This window comes from Klenkia soli, from assembly GCF_900103975.1.
Classification (GTDB): Bacteria; Actinomycetota; Actinomycetes; order Mycobacteriales; family Geodermatophilaceae; genus Klenkia; species Klenkia soli.
In genome coordinates this window covers 113,948-131,208 of record NZ_FNIR01000015.1, presented here as the reverse complement: position 1 = coordinate 131,208, position 17,261 = coordinate 113,948, and the positions used below count along the sequence as shown (strand labels likewise).

Here is a 17,261-nt window from a genome sequence, read left to right as displayed (position 1 = left end):
GGAGGAGGTCGCCGAGCAGATCGCGGCCTACCCGTCCCCGCGGGAGTACTTCGTGCAGCGGGTGGCCGAGGGCGTCTCGATGATCGCGGCGGCGTTCGCCCCGGAGCCGGTGATCGTGCGGATGAGTGACTTCAAGTCCAACGAGTACGCCAACCTGCTGGGTGGGGAGGCCTACGAGCCGCACGAGGAGAACCCGATGCTGGGCTACCGGGGGGCGTCCCGGTACTTGTCGGCGGACTTCGCGGAGTGCTTCGCGATGGAGTGCGCGGCGTTGAAGCACGTGCGGGACGAGATGGGTCTGACGAACGTCAAGATCATGATCCCGTTCGTGCGGACGGTGGCCGAGATCGAGGGCGTGGTGGAGCTGCTGGCCTCCCACGGGTTGGTGCGGGGGGACAACGACCTGTCGGTGGTGATGATGTGCGAGCTGCCCTCCAACGCGTTGCTGGCCGATGAGTTCCTGGACCACGTGGACGGGTTCTCGATCGGCTCGAACGACATGACGCAGCTGGTGCTGGGGCTGGACCGGGACTCCTCGCTGGTGGCGGCGACGTTCGACGAGCGCAACCCGGCGGTGCTCAAGGTGCTGGAGATGGCCATCAGCGCGTGCCTGGCCCGCGGGAAGTACGTGGGCATCTGCGGGCAGGGCCCCTCCGACCACCCCGACCTGGCGCAGTGGCTGGTCGAGCAGGGGATCGAGTCGATGTCGCTGAACCCCGACACCGTCGTCGACACCTGGCTGGCCATCGCCAAGAACGGCTAGCTGGACCTGCGGAGCTCGGCGGTCAGGGTGGCGAGCGCCTCGCCACCGCTGATCAGCCGGGTCAGGCCGTCGACGTCGACGTCCTCGCGGGTGAGGTCGGCGGCCACCCGGCCGCCGGCCAGCAGCACGAACCGGTCGCCGACCAGGTGGGCGTAGCCCGGCGTCGAGGTCACGAACAGCACCCCGAGCCCGGCGTCCCGGGCCGAGACCACGGTGCGCAGCACCAGGGCGTGCTGGGCGACCGTCAGCGGCGCGGCCGGTTCGTCGACCACCAGCACCTTCGCGCCGAAGTGCATGGCCCGGGCCACGGCGAGGCTGTGCCGCTGCCCCGGCTGCAGGGCGGCCGCGGGCTGGTTGACGTTGAGGTCGGGCAGCCCCACCCGGGCCAGCGCGCGGGCCGCGCCCTCGCGGGCCACGGCCAGGTCGATGCGGCGGAAGGGCCAGATGCCGCGCGTGGGCTCGTCGCCGAGCCAGAAGTTCCGCCACACGGTCATCAGCGGGATCACGGCCAGGTCCTGCCAGATGGTGGCGATGCCGCGGGCCCGGGCCTGCCGGGGACGGCGGAACCGCACGGCGCGGCCGTCGACCAGCAGCTCGCCCTCGTCGTGCCGGCGGACGCCGGAGACCACCTGCACCACGGTCGACTTGCCGGCGCCGTTCTCGCCCAGCAGGCACGTGACGGTGCCCGGCACCAGCCGCAGCGACACCCGGTCCAGCGCCGGGACGCTGCCGTACCGCACGGTCACCCCGCGCAGCTCGAGGACGGGGGCGCCGGCGACGGGGGGCAACCCGGCGGTGGACTCGGGGAAGGGCAGCGGCTCCTGGCCCTCGACGGGGCCCACCCGCTCGGGACCCACCCGCTCGGGACCGGTCACGACCGGGGCACCGCGGTGAGGCGGCGGCGGGCCACGCCGTTGGCCAGCAGCGCGACCACCAGCAGCACGCCCAGGACCACCTGGAACGAGTAGGACTCCCACCCGGCGATGTCGATGCCGGTGCGGACGGTGCCGTAGAGCAGGGCGCCGGCCGCGGCGCCGACCGCCGAGCCGTAGCCGCCGCCCAGCAGGCACCCGCCGATGACCGCGACCACGAGGTACTCGATCTCGTCGCCGAACTCGGGGGCCACCGGCACCCCGCCCTGCCGCACCAGGGCCAGCGTGCCCAGCAGCCAGGCGGCGGTGGCGGTGAGCAGGTAGAGCGCCACCGTGGTCGAGGCGGTGGGCACCCCCATCTCGCGAGCGGCCCGCCGGGAACCACCGAGGGCGTAGATCGCGTTGCCGAACCGGGTGCGGCGCAGCAGCCACCCGGCGAGGACGACGGCGGCCAGCCACCACAGGATCGAGATCCGGAACCTCCCCCCGCCCAGCGCCACGCCGGACCCGAACAGCGCCTCCGCCGACGGCCAGCCGGCGGCGCCCTCGACCCGGTCGACCAGGGAGGTGCCGGCCACGGACTGCGCGACGACCAGGGTGCCGCCCTGCAGCACCAGGAACGTGGCCAGGGTGACCAGGAAGCTGGGCAGTCCGGTCAGGACGACGAGCAACCCGTTCACCACGCCCACGGCCAGCGCCCCCACCAGCGACGCGGCCAGCGCCGGCCAGACGCCCCAGCCGGCCTCGCTGACCAGCAGCCCGGCCGTCACGCTGCTGGCCACCGACAGCACGCCGATCGAGACGTCGAACTGGCCGGCCACCAGCAGCAGCGTCACGGCCACCGCGCCGATGCCGATCAGCGCGGCGGCGTCCAGCAGCGAGGCGAGGCCCCCGGTGCCCACCAGCTGGGGGGCCTGCGCGCCGAAGACGACCAGGGCCACCAGCACGCCGACGAACGCCGGGGTGCTGGGCCGGGTCAGCAGGCGGCGTCCCCGGGACGGCGCCCGGCGCACCGGCACCCCGAACACGGGGCGCTGGGCGGTGCTCACCGGGCCGGGCCGGGTGCGGGATGCGGCAGGGGGTGCCTCCTCCGGAGCTGCGGGAGCACCAGTCTCCCCCACGGTGGTCGCGACGGGGTCGCCGCGGCCTACGGTGCCGGGGTGGAACCGCACCGGCAGCGTCGCCGGCTGCTGGTCGCGCTGTTCGCCACCGCGGTCAGCACCCAGTCGCCCTCCCCCCTCCTGCTCCGGTACGCCGACGTGCTGGACCTGGGGGCGCTGACCCTCACGCTGTTCTTCGCGGCCTACGCGCTCGGGCTGGTGCCCTCGCTGCTGCTGGCCGGCCCGCTGTCCGACCGCGACGGACGGCGCACCGTCGTCGTCGGCGGGGTGCTCGCCGCGCTGGTCTGCACGGTCGTGCTGATCGCCGCCGACGTCGGGGGTGTGGCCTTCCTGGTGGTCGGCCGCATCGCCCAGGGGCTGGCCAGCGGGGCGGTGTTCACCGTCGGCACCGTCTGGCTGCGCGAGCTGTCCGCGGGCACCGACGCCGGGGCCGCAGCCCGGGTGCGCCGGGCCGCGGCGGTGGCCAGCGCCGCGATGGCCACCGGGTTCGCCGCCGGGCCGCTGGTCGCCGGCGTCCTGGTCCAGTGGGGCCCGGCGCCGCAGCTGGTGTCGCTGCTGCCCTCGGCGGTGCTGCTCCTGGTCGGGCTGCTGGGGCTGCGCGGGGTGCCCGAGACGATGACCGACCGTCGTCCCGGGCGGTTGGCCCTCGGCGTCCCGCCCGTGGCCCGCCGGGCCTTCTGGGCCTACCTGCTCCCGGTCGGGCTGACGGTCTACACCTACGCCGTCCTGTCGCTGACGGTCTTCCCGCTGCTGGTGGCCGGCGCCGGGTTCGGCGCCGTCTTCGCCCTGGTCGGGGTCTCGGCGCTGCTGGTGCAGGGCAGCGCCGCGCTGGTCACGCCGGTGGCCACCCGGCTCGGCCCGGTGCGGGCGGGGCCGCTGGCCGCGGTGCTGGCCGCCGGCGGCTGCGGGCTGGGCTACCTGGCGGTGCAGCCCGGGGGCTGGCCGTGGGTGCTGCCGGCCTGCCTGCTGATCGGGCTGGGGGAGGGGCTGGGCATGACCTCGGGGGTGGCGGTGTGCGACCGGGTGGCGCCCCCGGACCGCCGCGGAGCCCTGCTGTCGGCGTTCTACCTGCCGGTCTACGCCGGGTTCGTCGTCCCCACCGTGCTGGCCCTGGTCAGCGGTGACGCGCTGCGCGGCGGGGTGCCGATCCTGGTGCTCGGCGGCATCGGGCTGGTCCTGGGGCTCGTGCTGCTCGGCCCGGGGCGGGCCGCGCTGCGGGCGGCGGGGGCGGCCACGGCGACCCCGATCGCCCCCCTGCAGGCACCGGTCGGCGGCACCTCGGACCAGCTGCCCGACTAGGCCGGGTGGCCCGAGGCCGTCCGGGCCCGCGCGCGACGCGCCTTGGCCCGGTACATCTGCAGGTCGGCCGCGCGCAGCAGCTCGGTCGGGGTCTCGCCGTCGGCGGGGTGGACGGCGACGCCGACCGAGGCGCCGATGGACACCGGACCCCCGGGCAGCTCGACGGGCACCGACAGGACCCGCTCGACGTCGGCGGCCACGCGGTGCGCGGCAGCCAGCGCCCCGGCCAGGACCGACGCCGGCCCGTCGTCGTCCACCGGCGGGTCGACGTCGGCCAGCACCAGGACGAACTCGTCCCCGCCGAGCCGGGCGAGCAGGTCGCCGGTGCGGACAACCGAGCGCAGGCGGTCGGCCACCGTGACGAGTGCCCGGTCGCCGACCGTGTGCCCGAACCGGTCGTTGACCCGCTTGAACCCGTCGAGGTCGACGAAGAGCACCACCGGCCCGGGGCGGCCGGCCCGGACCTGGCGGTCCAGCTCGGTCAGCAGCGCGGTGCGGTTGAGGGTGCCGGTCAGCGGGTCGGTGCCGGCCCGCTCGCGCAGCGCCGACTCCGCGGCCACCCGCTCGGTGACGTCGTGCTGGAGGCCGACGTGGTGGGTCACCGTGCCGGCGGAGTCGCGCAGCGGCGACAGGTGCAGCTCGTTCCACCACGTGGTGCCGTCCCGGCGGACGTTGAGCAGGGTGGTCCGGTGCGGCTGACCGCGGCGCAGGGCGTCGGCGAGCTCGTCCAGCGCGGCCCGGTCGGTGTCGGGGCCCTGCAGGAACCGGCAGTTGCGGCCCACCGCCTCCGCGACCGGGTAGCCGGTCACCTCGGTGAAGGCCTCGTTGACGTAGACGATCGGCATGTCCGGGGCCAGGGCGTCGACGACGACCACCGAGCTGCCGGTGAGCCCGACCGCCCGCACGAGGAGGTCCCGGTCCTCGGTCGGGGGCACCGGCTGCGCCGTGGGGTCCAGCGCGACGGCGGAGTCCGGCCACGACGGGTCCGGTGCAGCACCGGGCAGGGCCCGTGCCGGCGCAGGGGCGGTGGCGGGTCGGACCGGCCGGCCCCACAGCCAGCCCTGCCCGAGGTCGGCGCCCAGCTCGCGGGCCACCCGGGCCTGCTCCGGCGTCTCGACGCCCTCGGCGAGCACCAGCCCGCCGTAGGAGTGGGTGATGTCCACGACCGCGGTGAACACCGCGACGGCGGCCGGTTCGGGCAGCGCCTGCACGATGGCCCGCTCGAGCTTCACGATGTCCGGGCGCAGGCGCACCAGCAGCGCCAGCGACGACCAGCCCGAGCCCAGGTCGTCGAGGGCCACGCGGCACCCGCGGCTGCGGTAGTGCTCGAAGACCCGGGCCAGGTGGTCGACGTCGTCCACGACGTGGCCCTCGGTGACCTCGAAGACCAGCTGGTCCAACCGCAGACCGGCCCGCTCGGCCGCGCGCTCGGTGGTCTGCAGGCAGACCTCGGGGCGGTAGATGGAGGTCGGCACGAAGTTGATGAACAGCAGGTCGTCGGCCAGCCAGGGACCGGCGTCCCGGATCGCGGTGGTGCGCCCCACCCGGTCCAGCACGTGGGTCCAGCCGGCCTCGTCGGCGGCCGGGAAGAGCTGGTCGGGCATGATCCGCGACCCGTCGACGCCCGTGGCGCGCAGCAGTGCCTCGTGGCCGACCACGCCGGCGTCGTCCAGCCGGACGATGGGCTGGTACTCCGCGTGGAAGCGGGCCTCCTCGTCGGCGAACAGCGGGACCAGGTCGGCGTGCCGGAGCCGGGCCGCGGCCGCGGCGAGGCTCGGGGCGGTGAGCGCCTGGACCAGCAGGTCGGGCCCGTCACCGGTGACGCCGGTGAGCAGGCAGCGCACCTCGGCGGCCTCGACGGAGGACAGCTCGGCAGCCGCCTCGGTCACCAGGGCGGCCAGGTCGTCGCCCTCGGCCTCCAGCAGGCCCGGGGCCAGCGGACGCAGCACCACGCCCTGCCGGCGGGCGACCGCGCGCACGGTGGCCAGGCTGTGGTTCACGCGCGACGCGATGAGGGCCCGCCGGGTGGAGCAGGCGGTCGTCGGGGCGGTGCACAGGCAGGTGGCGCAGCGGGACACGGGAGGACGACCTTCCAGAGGGTGGGGTGCACCACCACCGTCGGCAGGTCCGGCCCCCGGGCGGAACGCCCCCACCCCGTCCGGGGGGCCTCAGGGCTGCAGGCGCCAGCGCACCCGGTCGTCGGCGTACCAGGTCCAGCGCTGCACGTCGCGGTCCACGGGCACCCCGTCGCGGAGCACCCGCGCCGGGTCGCAGGCCACCTGCAGGGCGCGCCCGGTGCTGCGTCGGGTGCGCATCGGTGCCACCACGACGGTGACGCCCAGGGCGTCGTCGTCCCACCTCGGGCGGGCCTCGATCCGGGTGATGGTGCCGTCGGCCACCCGCGCGTCGTCGTGGTGGGCCTGCGCGCCGAACCGCTTGCGCAGCCCCTGCCCGCCGGGGGACTCGATGCGGCCGTGGTGCAGCAGCACCCCGCCGTGGTCGTCGCGGACCAGCGGCAGCTCCCGTGCCGTGCCGCTGCCCAGCCCGAGGTCGCGGGCCAGCCCGCGGCAGGCGGCGTCGCCGTCCACCGGCTCCCAGCCGACGGTCACCGTCGGCAGCCGGTCGGTCTTCCACAACCGGGCGAGGACGGCGGCCAGGGCCGGCACCGGGCCCAGCACCACGACGTCGCCCCCCGCGGCGTCCACCACCGACGCGACGTGCCGGCGCGACGGGCCCTGGCCGGGGGCCAGCCCCCGCAGGTCGAACCGCACGACGTCCACGGCAGTACCCTGCCACCTGCCAGCCGGTCGTCGCCGGGGCCCGATGCTCGAAGGAGAACCACCCGATGCCGGCTGTCGTGCTGATCGGTGCCCAGTGGGGCGACGAGGGCAAGGGGAAGGCCACCGACATCCTCGGCGGCCGCGTCCCCTACGTCGTCCGCTACCAGGGCGGCAACAACGCCGGGCACACCGTGATCACCCCGGACGGCGAGCGGTACGCCCTGCACCTCATCCCGTCGGGGATCCTGACGCCGGGCTGCACGCCGGTGATCGGCAACGGCGTCGTGGTCGACCCGCAGGTGCTCATCGGCGAGCTCGCCGGCCTGGAGGAGCGCGGGGTGGACACCTCGCGGCTGGTCATCTCCAGCGACGCGCACCTGATCATGCCGCACCACCGGGCCCTCGACCGGGTCACCGAGCGCTTCCTCGGCAAGGCCAAGATCGGGACGACGGGGCGCGGCATCGGCCCCTGCTACGGCGACAAGGTCGCCCGCGTCGGCATCCGCGCGCAGGACCTGCTGGACCTCGGCATCCTCCGGCAGAAGCTCGAGGCGGTGCTGCGCGAGAAGAACCAGATCCTGGTCAAGGTCTACAACCGCAAGGCCATCGACGTCGACGAGGTCGTCGAGGAGTACGCCGAGTACGCCGAGCTGCTCAAGCACCGCATCGCGGACACCCGCCTGCTGCTGGGCAACGCCCTGGACCGCGACGAGTGGGTGCTGCTCGAGGGCTCGCAGGGCACGCTGCTGGACGTCGACCACGGCACCTATCCGTTCGTGACGTCGTCCAACCCGACCGCGGGCGGCGCCTCGGCCGGCTCGGGCATCGGGCCCACCCGCATCGAGCGCGTGGTCGGCATCCTCAAGGCCTACACGACCCGCGTGGGCTCGGGCCCCTTCCCGACCGAGCTCTTCGACGCCAACGGCGAGTACCTGCGCAAGCAGGGCGGCGAGGTCGGCGTGACCACCGGCCGCGACCGGCGCTGCGGCTGGTTCGACGCCGTCATCGCCCGCTACGCCTCGCGGGTCAACGGCATCACCGACTACTTCCTCACCAAGCTCGACGTCCTCTCGGGCCTCGAGACGGTGCCGATCTGCGTGGCCTACGACGTCGACGGCGTGCGGCACGACGAGATGCCCATGACCCAGACCGACTTCCACCACGCCACCCCGGTGTACGAGGAGATGCCGGGCTGGTTCGAGGACATCACGCACTGCCGCACCTTCGACGAGCTGCCCGCCAACGCCCAGGCCTACGTGCGGCGGATCGAGGAGCTCTCGGGCGCCCGGGTCAGCGTGATCGGCGTCGGTCCCGGCCGCGACGAGAACGTCCTCATCCACGACCTGCTGGATTGATGGCGACCCTCCGGGCCGCACCGCGGCCAGGAGGGGTGGCCGGGCGGCGATGAGCCGCTGAGCTCCCGGCGTCGGGAGGTCTCCGACCCCCGCGACGCCGGGAGTCCCCATCGGCTGGGTCCCGCGGCTGGTTCGGGGCCCGGGTAGGGGATCCGCACGCGGGTTCCGGGGTTCTGGCCCTCTCGGGGGTCGGGGAGGGGGCGGGAACCCCGGACTCGGGCGGCATGGCGCGGGCGCCGGGCCGGGGGTGGCGCTGCGGGCGGGGGTCAGGCGGCCAGCAGGGCGCGGACGCGGGCGGCCACCGCGTCGGGGGAGTGGAGGTCGGCCGCCGTCAGGTGGACGACGCGCCAGCCGGCCGCCAGCAGGACGTTGAGACGACGGCGGTCCTTCGCGAACTGACCACGCTCGGCGTGCCAGGCGCCGTCGTACTCGACCGCGACCCGCTGGTCGGGGAACGCCAGGTCGACCCGCGCCACGAACCCGCCCCGGGCATCGCGCACCACGAACTGGGGCACGGGCACCAGACCGCGCCGACGCAGCTGCACCCGGACCAGCGACTCCGGTGGGGACTCGGCCCGTGCGTCGGCCCAGCAGATGGCCTCGAGCGCGTCGGCGCCCGAGCCCGGGACGGCGGCCGCGAGCACGTCGGGCACCAGGAGGCCGGTGCGGGCGAGCAGCTGGTCGAGAACGGGCACCGTCTCCTCCGCCCGTCCCGACCGGGCGAGGTCGACGGCGGTGCGCAGCGGCGAGGTGCACCGCACCCCACGGTGGGTGACCACGTCCGCTGCGGGGAGCGCGACGCAGCGGACCACCAGCCCGGCGACCGGCCCCCACCGAGCCGCCGAGGGTACGGCCATCTCGACCGGGTCCCCCTCGTCGAGGGCGCTGGTCGCACCGAGCAGCCAGGCAGCGGACCGCCCGGTGAGGGCTGCGTGCGGGGGCATGAGCACCGCGGCCGCCCGGAGCTGCAGGCCGGGGCCGGGCGGGAGGGTCGCGTCGGCGTAGACGCCGCGCAGCGGGCGCTGCCAGGCCGAGGACCGCAACTGCCTCGGTGTCAGGAGCCCCCGGGCCACGGCCTCGGACCCGAGGAAGACCTGGCCCACGAGCGGGGGCGGGCGGAGAGCGGCGACCACCCCGACAGCGTGCCGCGCGGGTCCGCGACGTGTGGATCTTGTCCACAGGACGCGGGCGCACACCGATCACGGGGTTCGCGCCCCCTGGAGGTGCGCGCAGAGGGCGAGAACCCCGTAGCGCGGTTGCGCCGACGACGGGCGGACTCGGGGGCTACTCGCGGGGGCGGACGGGGGCCAGGGCGGGGGCGGCCAGGGCGGCGCGCTCGCGGACGGCGATCTCCGGGTTGTCGGTGATCAGGCCGTCGACGCCCAGGGCCAGCAGCAGGCGGGCCTCGGTGCCGGCGTCGCCCAGCCCGGCGGGGTCGCCGCCACGGCGCAGGTGGGCGGGCAGGAACGCGTTCTCGGCGCGCACGGTGAACGGCGCGACGGTGAGCCCGGCCCGGTGCGCCTGGGCGACCAGGTCGGAGACGCCCACCATCGTGCCGGCGTCGTCGCGCAGCAGGATGCGGTGCTTGGAGGGCCCGATCCCCCCGGCGTAGGTGCTGATCTCCCGCAGCCCCGCGGGCGTGACGTGGTGGTCGTGCTCGGGCTCGTCGCCGATCAGCTGCACCAGCGGGGCGCCCGGGCCCAGCCGGTCGCGCAGGGCGCGCACGCCCGCGGCGTCGAAGCTCTGCAGCACGACGTCGGGGGCGACGCCGACCTCGGCGCAGACCAGGTCGACGAGCGGGAACCCGACCGAGGCCGACCAGGTGGGGTTCTTCAGCTCGGCCTGCACGCCGATGCCGCGGGCGCGGGCCAGCTCGACGACCTCGCCGAGGGTGAGCACCGCGCCGGTGTGGAGCGTGTTGCCCGGTCGCAGGTGCGGCCAGCGCTCGACCGCCTGCAGGGTGCGGATCTCGGCGAGGGTGAGGTCCTCGGCGAACCAGCCGGTGCACTCCTGGCCGGCGACCTCCTGGGTGCGCCGGCGGTCGGCGAACTCGGGTCGGGTGGCGATGTCGGTGGACAGCGACAGCTCGTTCTCGTGCCGGACGACGAGCGCGCCGTCCCGGCTCACGACGACGTCGGGCTCGATCCGGTCGGCGCCGAGGTGCGCGGCCAGCTCGTAGCCGGCGCGGGTGTGCTCGGGCCGGTGCGCGGCCGCGCCGCGGTGCCCGATCACCACCGGGTGGCGCCGGGAGCTGCGGTGGGCGGTGCCGGGGACGGTCTGCAGACCGGTCTCGCGCATGGGGGTCACAACACCCGCCGCGGATGACGTCATGGCGAACTCCACCTGACAATCTTCTGTCATGGTCACGTACATCGGTCTGAACAGCGGGTTCGCAACCCTGTTGTGACCAGCCTCACCCGGGCGAGGGGGCCGGTAGCGTCAGCGACCATGCGCGTGCTGGTGATCGGATCCGGAGCCCGGGAGCACGCCCTGTGCGTCGCCCTCCACGACGACCCCGCGGTCACGGCCCTGGCCTGCGCCCCCGGCAACGCCGGCACCGCCGCGATCGCCGAGCCGCACCCGGTCGAGGCCGCCGACCCCGCCGCCGTGGCCGCCCTGGCCACCGCCTGGCACGCCGACCTGGTGGTCGTCGGCCCCGAGGTCCCGTTGGTGGCCGGCGTCGCCGACGCCGTCCGCGAGGCCGGCGTCGCCTGCTTCGGGCCGAGCGCCCAGGCCGCGCAGATCGAGGGGTCCAAGGCCTTCGCCAAGCACGTGATGACCGCGGCCGGCGTCCCCACGGCGCGGGCCTGGCCCATCGGCACCGAGGCCGAGCTGCGCACCGCGCTCGACGAGGTCGCCGTCCCCGGCCTGCCGTTCGTGGTCAAGGACGACGGGCTGGCCGCCGGCAAGGGCGTCGTCGTCACCCCCGACCACGACGCCGCGCTGGCGCACGGGTTGGCCGTGCTCGCCGACGGCCACTCGGTGCTGGTCGAGGAGTACCTCGACGGCCCCGAGGTCTCGCTGTTCGCGGTCACCGACGGGACGACGGTGCTGCCGCTGGTGCCGGCCCAGGACCACAAGCGCCGCGACGACGGGGACGGCGGCCCGAACACCGGCGGCATGGGCGCCTACGCCCCGCTGCCCTGGGCGCCCGCCGGTCTGGTGGACGAGGTCCTGGCCACGGTGCTGCAGCCGACCGTCGACGAGATGGCCCGCCGGGGCGAGCCGTTCAGCGGCCTGCTCTACGCCGGGCTGGCGCTGACCTCGCGCGGTGTGCGGGTGGTCGAGTTCAACGCGCGGTTCGGCGACCCCGAGACCGAGGTCGTGCTGCCGCTGCTGCGCACGCCCCTGGGCGGGCTGCTGCACGCCGCGGCGACCGGCACGCTGGCCGACCACCCGCCGCTGGAGTGGTCCGACGGCGCCGCGGTGACCGTGGTCGTGGCGGCCCCGGGGTACCCGGAGAACCCCCGGACCGGCTCACCGATCACCGGCGCCCACGGCGAGGGCGTGCTGCACGCGGGCACCCGCGTCGCCGCCGACGGCGGCGTGCACAGCGCCGGCGGGCGGGTGCTCGCGGTGACCGCCGTGGGCACCGACCTCGCCGACGCCCGCCGCATCGCCTACGAGCGGGTGGCCGGCGTGCGCCTGGCCGACGCGCACTGGCGCACCGACATCGGCCTGGCCGCCGTGGAGGGCCGGATCACGGTCTGAGCTCCCGGCACCCTCACCGACGGTGCGCCGTCCTCGGCACCGTTGGTGTGGTCGGGACCCCGGTGATCAGGTCACCTGATCACCGGGGAGCGGACCGGGGCGTCAGCTGCCTGCCTTGACCGCCGCGCGGTGCCGGCGGGTGTCCGGCTCGGGCGGCCGCGGGCCCTGGTGCCGGCGCGAGAGGTAGGTGCCGGCGACGTTCGCGCAGGCGATCACCGGGACGGCGATCAGCGCGCCGAAGATGCCCGCGATCAGCAGCCCGGCGGCGATGCCGAGGACGACGGCCAGCGGGTGCACCGACACCGCGCGCCCCAGCAGCAGCGGCTGCAGCACGTGGCTCTCCAGCTGCATGATCAGCACGATGATGCCCAGCGCGATCAGCGCCTTCACCGGGCCGACGGCGACCAGCGTGACCAGCACCGCGACCGAGCCGGCCAGGAACGACCCGATGATCGGGATGAACGCACCGAGGAAGACCAGCGCGGCCAGCGGCACCACGAGCGGGGTGCCCAGCAGCGTGAGCCCGATGCCGATGAACACCGCGTCGAAGGCGGCGACCGCGACGGTGGCCCGGACGTAGGAGATCAGCGTGCGCCAGGCCCGGCGGGCGGCCTCGTCGACGTAGGCGGCCGAGTTGACCGGGGTGAGGCCGACGAACCACAGCCAGATGTCGCGGCCGTCCATGAGCAGGAAGAACAGCGTGAACAGGGCCAGCGCGAAGCCGGTGAGCACCTCGCCGAGCGTGGCCGCAGTGGTCAGCGCACCGGCGGTGAGGGTGTCCCGGTTGTTGACCAGGGCGTCCTGGGCGCTGGTGATCGCGTTGGAGATGATGTCGTTGAGCTGGTTCTGCGACACCGGGAAGTTGTCGACGACGAAGGTCTGGATCTGGTCCAGGCCCTGGCCGACCTGCGAGGTGAGGTCGTCGTAGCCGGCGGCGAACTGCTCGACGACCAGCGTGATGATGCCGGCGACCACGCCGAGCCCCACCAGCAGCATGAGGGCGGCGGCGGCGCCCCGCGGCCAGCCGTGCCGGACGAGGAAGGCCGCCCCCGGCTGCAGGAGCGCGGCCAGCAGCAGCGCCACGATGACCGGCACGACGACGACGGCCACGTAGGCGGCGCCCATGAGCAGGAGGTACAGGGCGGCGCCCACGGCGATCACCCGCCACGACCAGGCGGCGGTGATCCGCAGTCCGTTGGGCACCTCGCGGGCGGCCTCGAGCGGTTCGTCGGAGGCCAGCAGCGACCCGCGGCTGCGGTCGCGTCCGGGCACCGGGGGGACGGCGCCGGGTGCGGGCGGGCCGCTGATGCCGCCGGGGGTGCCGACGTCCGGCGCGTCGGGGTGCGGACTGCCGGCGGGGTGCTCGTCGGCCGGGTCCGGCACGGCGGAGCTGCCGGTCCGCGGGTCGGCGGCGGGTCGCTCCGCGGCGGGGACGGCCGGGCCCTCGTCGGCGGGCCGCGCGGTGCGGGTGCGGGGCGCGGGGGCCGGGGGAGCGGGGACGTGCTCCACCACGGCGTGGCTGCCGTCCTCCATGAGCAGGACCGTGCCCTCGGGCAGTGCGTGCGGGTCGTGCTCACGGGCCACCCGGATGCGCTCGCGGGCCCGGTCGGTGAGGTGGCGGGCTCGGTTCAACACGGAGGACCTCGAAGGTGCCGGGCCCGGTGGGGCGGTCGATGGAGCGGCAGGGTCGTGCGGGATCGGACGGGGTGGTACGGACGACGACGCTAGCGGTGCGGGAGGATGGCGCCGTGCTCCGACGACACCAGGTACCCGCATGATCGACAGATACACGCTCCCCGAGATGGGCCGGGTGTGGAGCGAGCAGCACAAGTACCAGCTGTGGTGCCGGGTCGAGACCCTGGTGCTCGAGGCGCACGCCGCCGCCGGCCGGGTGCCCGCCGACGTCGTCGAGCCCGTGCGCAACGCCGCGGCGCCCACGCCCGAGGCGGTCGCCGAGATCGAGGCGACCACCCAGCACGACGTCATCGCCTTCCTGTCCGCGTGGGCGGACAACACCGAGCCGCGCAGCGCCGCGGCCTACGTGCACCACGGCATGACCAGCTCCGACCTGCTGGACACCGCCCTGGCCGTGCAGCTCACCGACGCCACCGACGTGCTGCTGACCAAGGCCGACCGCCTGGTGGCCGCGCTCCGCGACCACGGCCTGGCCCACCGGCACACCCTCAAGGTGGGGCGCACCCACGGGGTGCACGCCGAGCCCGACGTCTGGGGCCACCGGGTCGCCGACCTGGCCTTCGCCGCGGCCCGCTGCCGCGACCGGCTGCGCACCGCGCGCACCGCCGTCGGCGTCGTCGCCATCTCCGGCGCGGTCGGCACCTACTCGCTGATCGACCCGCAGGTGGAGCGCATCGTCGCGGAGGCGCTGGACCTCCGCGACGCCGACGCCTCCACGCAGGTCGTGCTGCGCGACGGCATCAGCGAGTGGGTCTCGGCGCTGGCGATCATCGCCACGGTCTGCGAGGCGATCGCGCTGGAGGTCCGGCACGGTCAGCGCACCGAGGTGCGCGAGCTGTCCGAGGCGTTCGGGTCGGGCCAGAAGGGCTCCAGCGCGATGCCGCACAAGAAGAACCCGATCCGCTCCGAGCGCATCGCCGGGCTGGCCCGCGTCGTGCGGGCGGCGATCGTGCCGGTGATGGAGGGCATCCCCCTGTGGCACGAGCGCGACATCTCGCACTCCTCCACCGAGCGGGTCTTCCTGCCCGACGCCGCGATCACCACCGACTACCTGCTCGACCTCACCGCCGGCCTGGTCGAGAACCTGGTCGTCGACGCCGAGCGCATGCGGGCCAACCTCGACTCCACCGGCGGGCTGATCTACACCTCCGCGGTGCTGCTCGAGCTGGTCGAGGCCGGCATGGGGCGCGAGCAGTCCTACGCGCTGGTGCAGGGCGCCGCGATGCAGACCTGGCAGACCGGCACCCCGTTCCGCGAGACGCTGCGCGCCCGCGCGCAGGCCGACGGCGTGGCGCTGGACGAGGCGAAGCTCGACGAGATCTGCCGGCCCGAGCGCTACGTGGCCAACCTGGACCCGCTGTTCGAGCGGCTCGCGGCGCTGTCGTGACGATCGACCTGCCGCTGGTCGCCCGGGGCAAGGTCCGCGAGGTGTACGACGCCGGCGAGGACCGGTTGCTCCTGGTCGCCTCCGACCGCATCTCCGCCTACGACCACGTGCTGCCCACCCCCATCCCCGACAAGGGTGCGGTGCTGACCCGCCTCTCGGTCTGGTGGTTCGAGCAGCTGGCCGACGTGCTGGCCGCGCACGGCGCCGAGCACCACCTGCTCCCGCCGACCCACCTCCCCGCCGAGGTGGCCGACCGGGCGATGCTGGTGCGTCGGCTGGAGATGGCGCCGGTCGAGTGCGTGGCCCGCGGCTACCTGTCGGGCTCGGGCACGGTCGAGTACCGGCGCACCGGGGCGATCGTGGACGTCGAGCTGCCGGCCGGCCTGGTCGAGGGCTCGCGGCTGCCGGAGCCGGTGTTCACGCCGTCCACCAAGGCCGACGTCGGCGAGCACGACGAGGCCATCTCGTTCGCCCGCACCGTCGAGCTGGTCGGGTCCGCGCGGGCGGAGCAGCTGCGCGAGCTGACCCTGGCGCTGTACCGGCGGGGCCACGAGGTCGCCCAGCAGGCCGGGATCGTGCTGGCCGACACCAAGTTCGAGTTCGGCGTCTCGGGGGACACCCTGGTGCTGGCCGACGAGGTGCTCACGCCGGACTCCTCGCGCTTCTGGCCGGCGGTCACCTGGTCGCCGGGCGCGGTGCAGCCCTCCTACGACAAGCAGTTCGTGCGCGACTGGCTGACGTCGTCGGGCTGGGACCGGCAGTCCCCGCCCCCGGAGCTCCCCGCGGACGTCGTCGACGCGACCCGCGAGCGCTACGTCGCCGCCTACGAGGCGCTGACCGGCTCGTCCTTCGGCTGATCGGTGCCCGGCAGCGGCCCCGCCGGGACGTCGTCCTCGGGCGCGGCGGCCAGGATGTAGTCCCGCAGCCGGCGGCGGTCCTCGTCCAGCTCGCCGGTCAGGTAGACGCGGACGTCGCGGGTGCCGTCGGGCAGCAGCCCGGACCGGACGACGACCGCCGGGACGGCGGTGCGGACCTCGTCCAGCAGCACGGCCAGCTGGCCGGTGTCCCCCGGCGCGGGCAGCGGGTGGGTCGCCGGCGGGCCCGCCGGGAACGACAGGCGGACACCGGCGACGCTGATGTCCACGGTCTGGCCGACCAACCGGACGTCGGCGGCGACGAGCACCGCGGGCAGCGCCACGGTGTAGCGCGGCACCGCCCGGCGGGTGCCCTCGGCGGCCGGGGCCAGCGGGACCAGGTGCCAGTCGGGGCGGCCGGAGTCGCTGACCACGACGTCGGCGACCCGGTAGCTGCGGGTGCGGACCTTGCCCCGCGACCCCCACGAGACCTGCAGCTCGGCGCCCAGGGCCACCCGGGACCGGCGGCCGGTCCGGGTCATCGGGACCTCGGCGACCAGGCTCTGCTCGCTGGAGGCGCCGGCGGTGCTGGTGAGCGGGACCCCGTCCAGCACGACGTGCAGCACCGAGCCCCGCTCGGGCCGGTCCTGGCCGAAGACGTCGTTCATCGCCCCTCCCGGTCAGCGGCTCGCGCGGCGGGCCAGCTCCAGCGCGGTCGCGGCGCGCAGCCGGCTGCGCACCTCGTCGGTCAGCTCCTCGAAGGCCACGCGCAGCGAACGACGCCCGTCGGAGAGCCGGGCGCGGTGCACCACCCGGCAGCGCAGCTCGACCCGGTTGCCGTCCAGCACGATCGCCATGGTGGCCCGCTCGCCCGCGTCGGGCAGCGGGTGCACGACGTCGCCGAACCCGGCGGTGGGCTCGGCCACGAAGATCACCCGCATGCCGCCCTCGCTGACGTCGGCGGTCTCGCCGAGCATCATCCCCGACGGCATGGCCAGCCCGACCGGGACGTGCAGGGGGGCGCGGGGGTGGGTGCGGCGCTCGCCGTCGACGGCGGGGCCGGTGGGGCGCAGCCGCCACGTCGGGATGCCACCGCCCCGGATGTCGACGACCTCGTAGGGGCGGCTGCGGACCGGGATCTCCTCCGGGCTCCACCACACGGTGACGGCGGCGCCGAGCGCCAGGCGGACCCGGCGACCGGCGGTGTCGCTGCCGACCTCGAGGACCAGTTCCTGCTCGAGGCTCGAGTCGACCAGGCTGCGGGCGGACGTGCTGCCGACCCCGGTCACGACGTCGACGACCGTGCCCGACGCCGGACGGGTCGCGTGCAGCGTGAGGGAGTCCGGCATCCGGCTGCTCCTGCCTGTGTCTTGCGCCGCACCCCGACGGTGCGGTCTCGGATGGGCTATCGGCAGGCCGGTGCA

The 17,261-nt window shown here is 75.5% G+C and carries 15 protein-coding genes; 6 read left to right on the top strand and 9 right to left on the bottom strand.

Annotated features, from left to right (window positions below):
* On the top strand, positions 1-763 hold a 763-nt coding region (locus BLS67_RS20850), incomplete at its 5' end, for a putative PEP-binding protein (RefSeq protein WP_341350152.1).
* Here the strand turns inward: BLS67_RS20850 and BLS67_RS20845 are convergent.
* Positions 760-1,638: an ATP-binding cassette domain-containing protein gene (locus BLS67_RS20845; protein ID WP_242654244.1), complete on the bottom strand. Its 879-nt coding sequence runs from the start codon at positions 1,636-1,638 to the stop codon at positions 760-762. The two genes, BLS67_RS20850 and BLS67_RS20845, sit on opposite strands and share 4 nt — an antisense overlap.
* A complete protein-coding gene (locus BLS67_RS20840) occupies positions 1,635-2,684 on the bottom strand; it encodes an ABC transporter permease (RefSeq protein WP_091249418.1) in 1,050 nt (349 codons plus the stop codon). Before BLS67_RS20840 ends, BLS67_RS20845 begins: the two co-directional genes overlap by 4 nt.
* Before the next feature lie 111 nt (positions 2,685-2,795).
* Here BLS67_RS20840 and BLS67_RS20835 point away from each other — a divergent pair, with 111 nt between their 5' ends.
* Positions 2,796-4,055 (top strand): MFS transporter, encoded by a 1,260-nt coding sequence (locus BLS67_RS20835; RefSeq protein WP_165617679.1) that lies wholly within the window; start codon positions 2,796-2,798, stop codon positions 4,053-4,055.
* Here the strand turns inward: BLS67_RS20835 and BLS67_RS20830 are convergent.
* On the bottom strand, positions 4,052-6,055 hold the full coding sequence (locus BLS67_RS20830) for an EAL domain-containing protein (RefSeq protein ID WP_165617678.1): 2,004 nt from the start codon (positions 6,053-6,055) through the stop codon (positions 4,052-4,054). The two genes, BLS67_RS20835 and BLS67_RS20830, sit on opposite strands and share 4 nt — an antisense overlap.
* 168 nt (positions 6,056-6,223) lie before the next feature.
* Complete coding sequence (locus BLS67_RS20825) at positions 6,224-6,835, bottom strand: hypothetical protein (protein ID WP_091249410.1); 612 nt, start codon at positions 6,833-6,835, stop codon at positions 6,224-6,226.
* A gap of 65 nt (positions 6,836-6,900) precedes the next feature.
* On the opposite strand from BLS67_RS20825, the gene BLS67_RS20820 reads away from it, so the two are divergent.
* Positions 6,901-8,190 carry an adenylosuccinate synthase gene (locus BLS67_RS20820; protein WP_091249407.1) on the top strand — a complete coding sequence of 430 codons (1,290 nt, stop codon included), beginning with the start codon at positions 6,901-6,903 and terminating at the stop codon, positions 8,188-8,190.
* A gap of 266 nt (positions 8,191-8,456) precedes the next feature.
* Here the strand turns inward: BLS67_RS20820 and BLS67_RS20815 are convergent, their stop codons facing one another.
* Both BLS67_RS20815 and BLS67_RS20810 read right to left on the bottom strand, forming a co-directional pair.
* The gene (locus BLS67_RS20815) at positions 8,457-9,323 is read right to left on the bottom strand and encodes a DUF559 domain-containing protein (protein ID WP_131801810.1); all 867 of its coding nucleotides are present in this window, start codon (positions 9,321-9,323) and stop codon (positions 8,457-8,459) included.
* Between the two features lie 151 nt (positions 9,324-9,474).
* Positions 9,475-10,488 (bottom strand): glycerophosphodiester phosphodiesterase family protein, encoded by a 1,014-nt coding sequence (locus BLS67_RS20810; RefSeq protein WP_091249472.1) that lies wholly within the window; start codon positions 10,486-10,488, stop codon positions 9,475-9,477.
* Between the two features lie 150 nt (positions 10,489-10,638).
* Here BLS67_RS20810 and purD point away from each other — a divergent pair, with 150 nt between their 5' ends.
* Entirely contained in the window at positions 10,639-11,901 is a 1,263-nt protein-coding gene (gene purD, locus BLS67_RS20805; protein ID WP_091249400.1) for a phosphoribosylamine--glycine ligase, read from the top strand.
* 102 nt (positions 11,902-12,003) lie between these two features.
* On the opposite strand, the gene BLS67_RS20800 is transcribed toward purD, so the two are convergent.
* Positions 12,004-13,536, bottom strand: coding sequence for an AI-2E family transporter (locus BLS67_RS20800; protein ID WP_242654243.1), 1,533 nt, complete (start codon positions 13,534-13,536; stop codon positions 12,004-12,006).
* Positions 13,537-13,675: 139 nt separating this feature from the next.
* On the opposite strand from BLS67_RS20800, the gene purB reads away from it, so the two are divergent.
* Complete coding sequence (gene purB / locus BLS67_RS20795) at positions 13,676-14,983, top strand: adenylosuccinate lyase (protein ID WP_091249394.1); 1,308 nt, start codon at positions 13,676-13,678, stop codon at positions 14,981-14,983.
* Entirely contained in the window at positions 14,980-15,840 is an 861-nt protein-coding gene (locus tag BLS67_RS20790; RefSeq protein ID WP_207500774.1) for a phosphoribosylaminoimidazolesuccinocarboxamide synthase, read from the top strand. The genes purB and BLS67_RS20790 overlap by 4 nt, the downstream gene beginning before the upstream one ends.
* Here the strand turns inward: BLS67_RS20790 and BLS67_RS20785 are convergent.
* Both BLS67_RS20785 and BLS67_RS20780 read right to left on the bottom strand, forming a co-directional pair.
* Complete coding sequence (locus BLS67_RS20785) at positions 15,807-16,505, bottom strand: PilZ domain-containing protein (RefSeq protein ID WP_091249390.1); 699 nt, start codon at positions 16,503-16,505, stop codon at positions 15,807-15,809. The two genes, BLS67_RS20790 and BLS67_RS20785, sit on opposite strands and share 34 nt — an antisense overlap.
* Positions 16,506-16,517: 12 nt before the next feature.
* On the bottom strand, positions 16,518-17,186 hold the full coding sequence (locus BLS67_RS20780) for a PilZ domain-containing protein (RefSeq protein ID WP_091249384.1): 669 nt from the start codon (positions 17,184-17,186) through the stop codon (positions 16,518-16,520).
* Between the last annotated feature and the right edge of the window lie 75 nt (positions 17,187-17,261).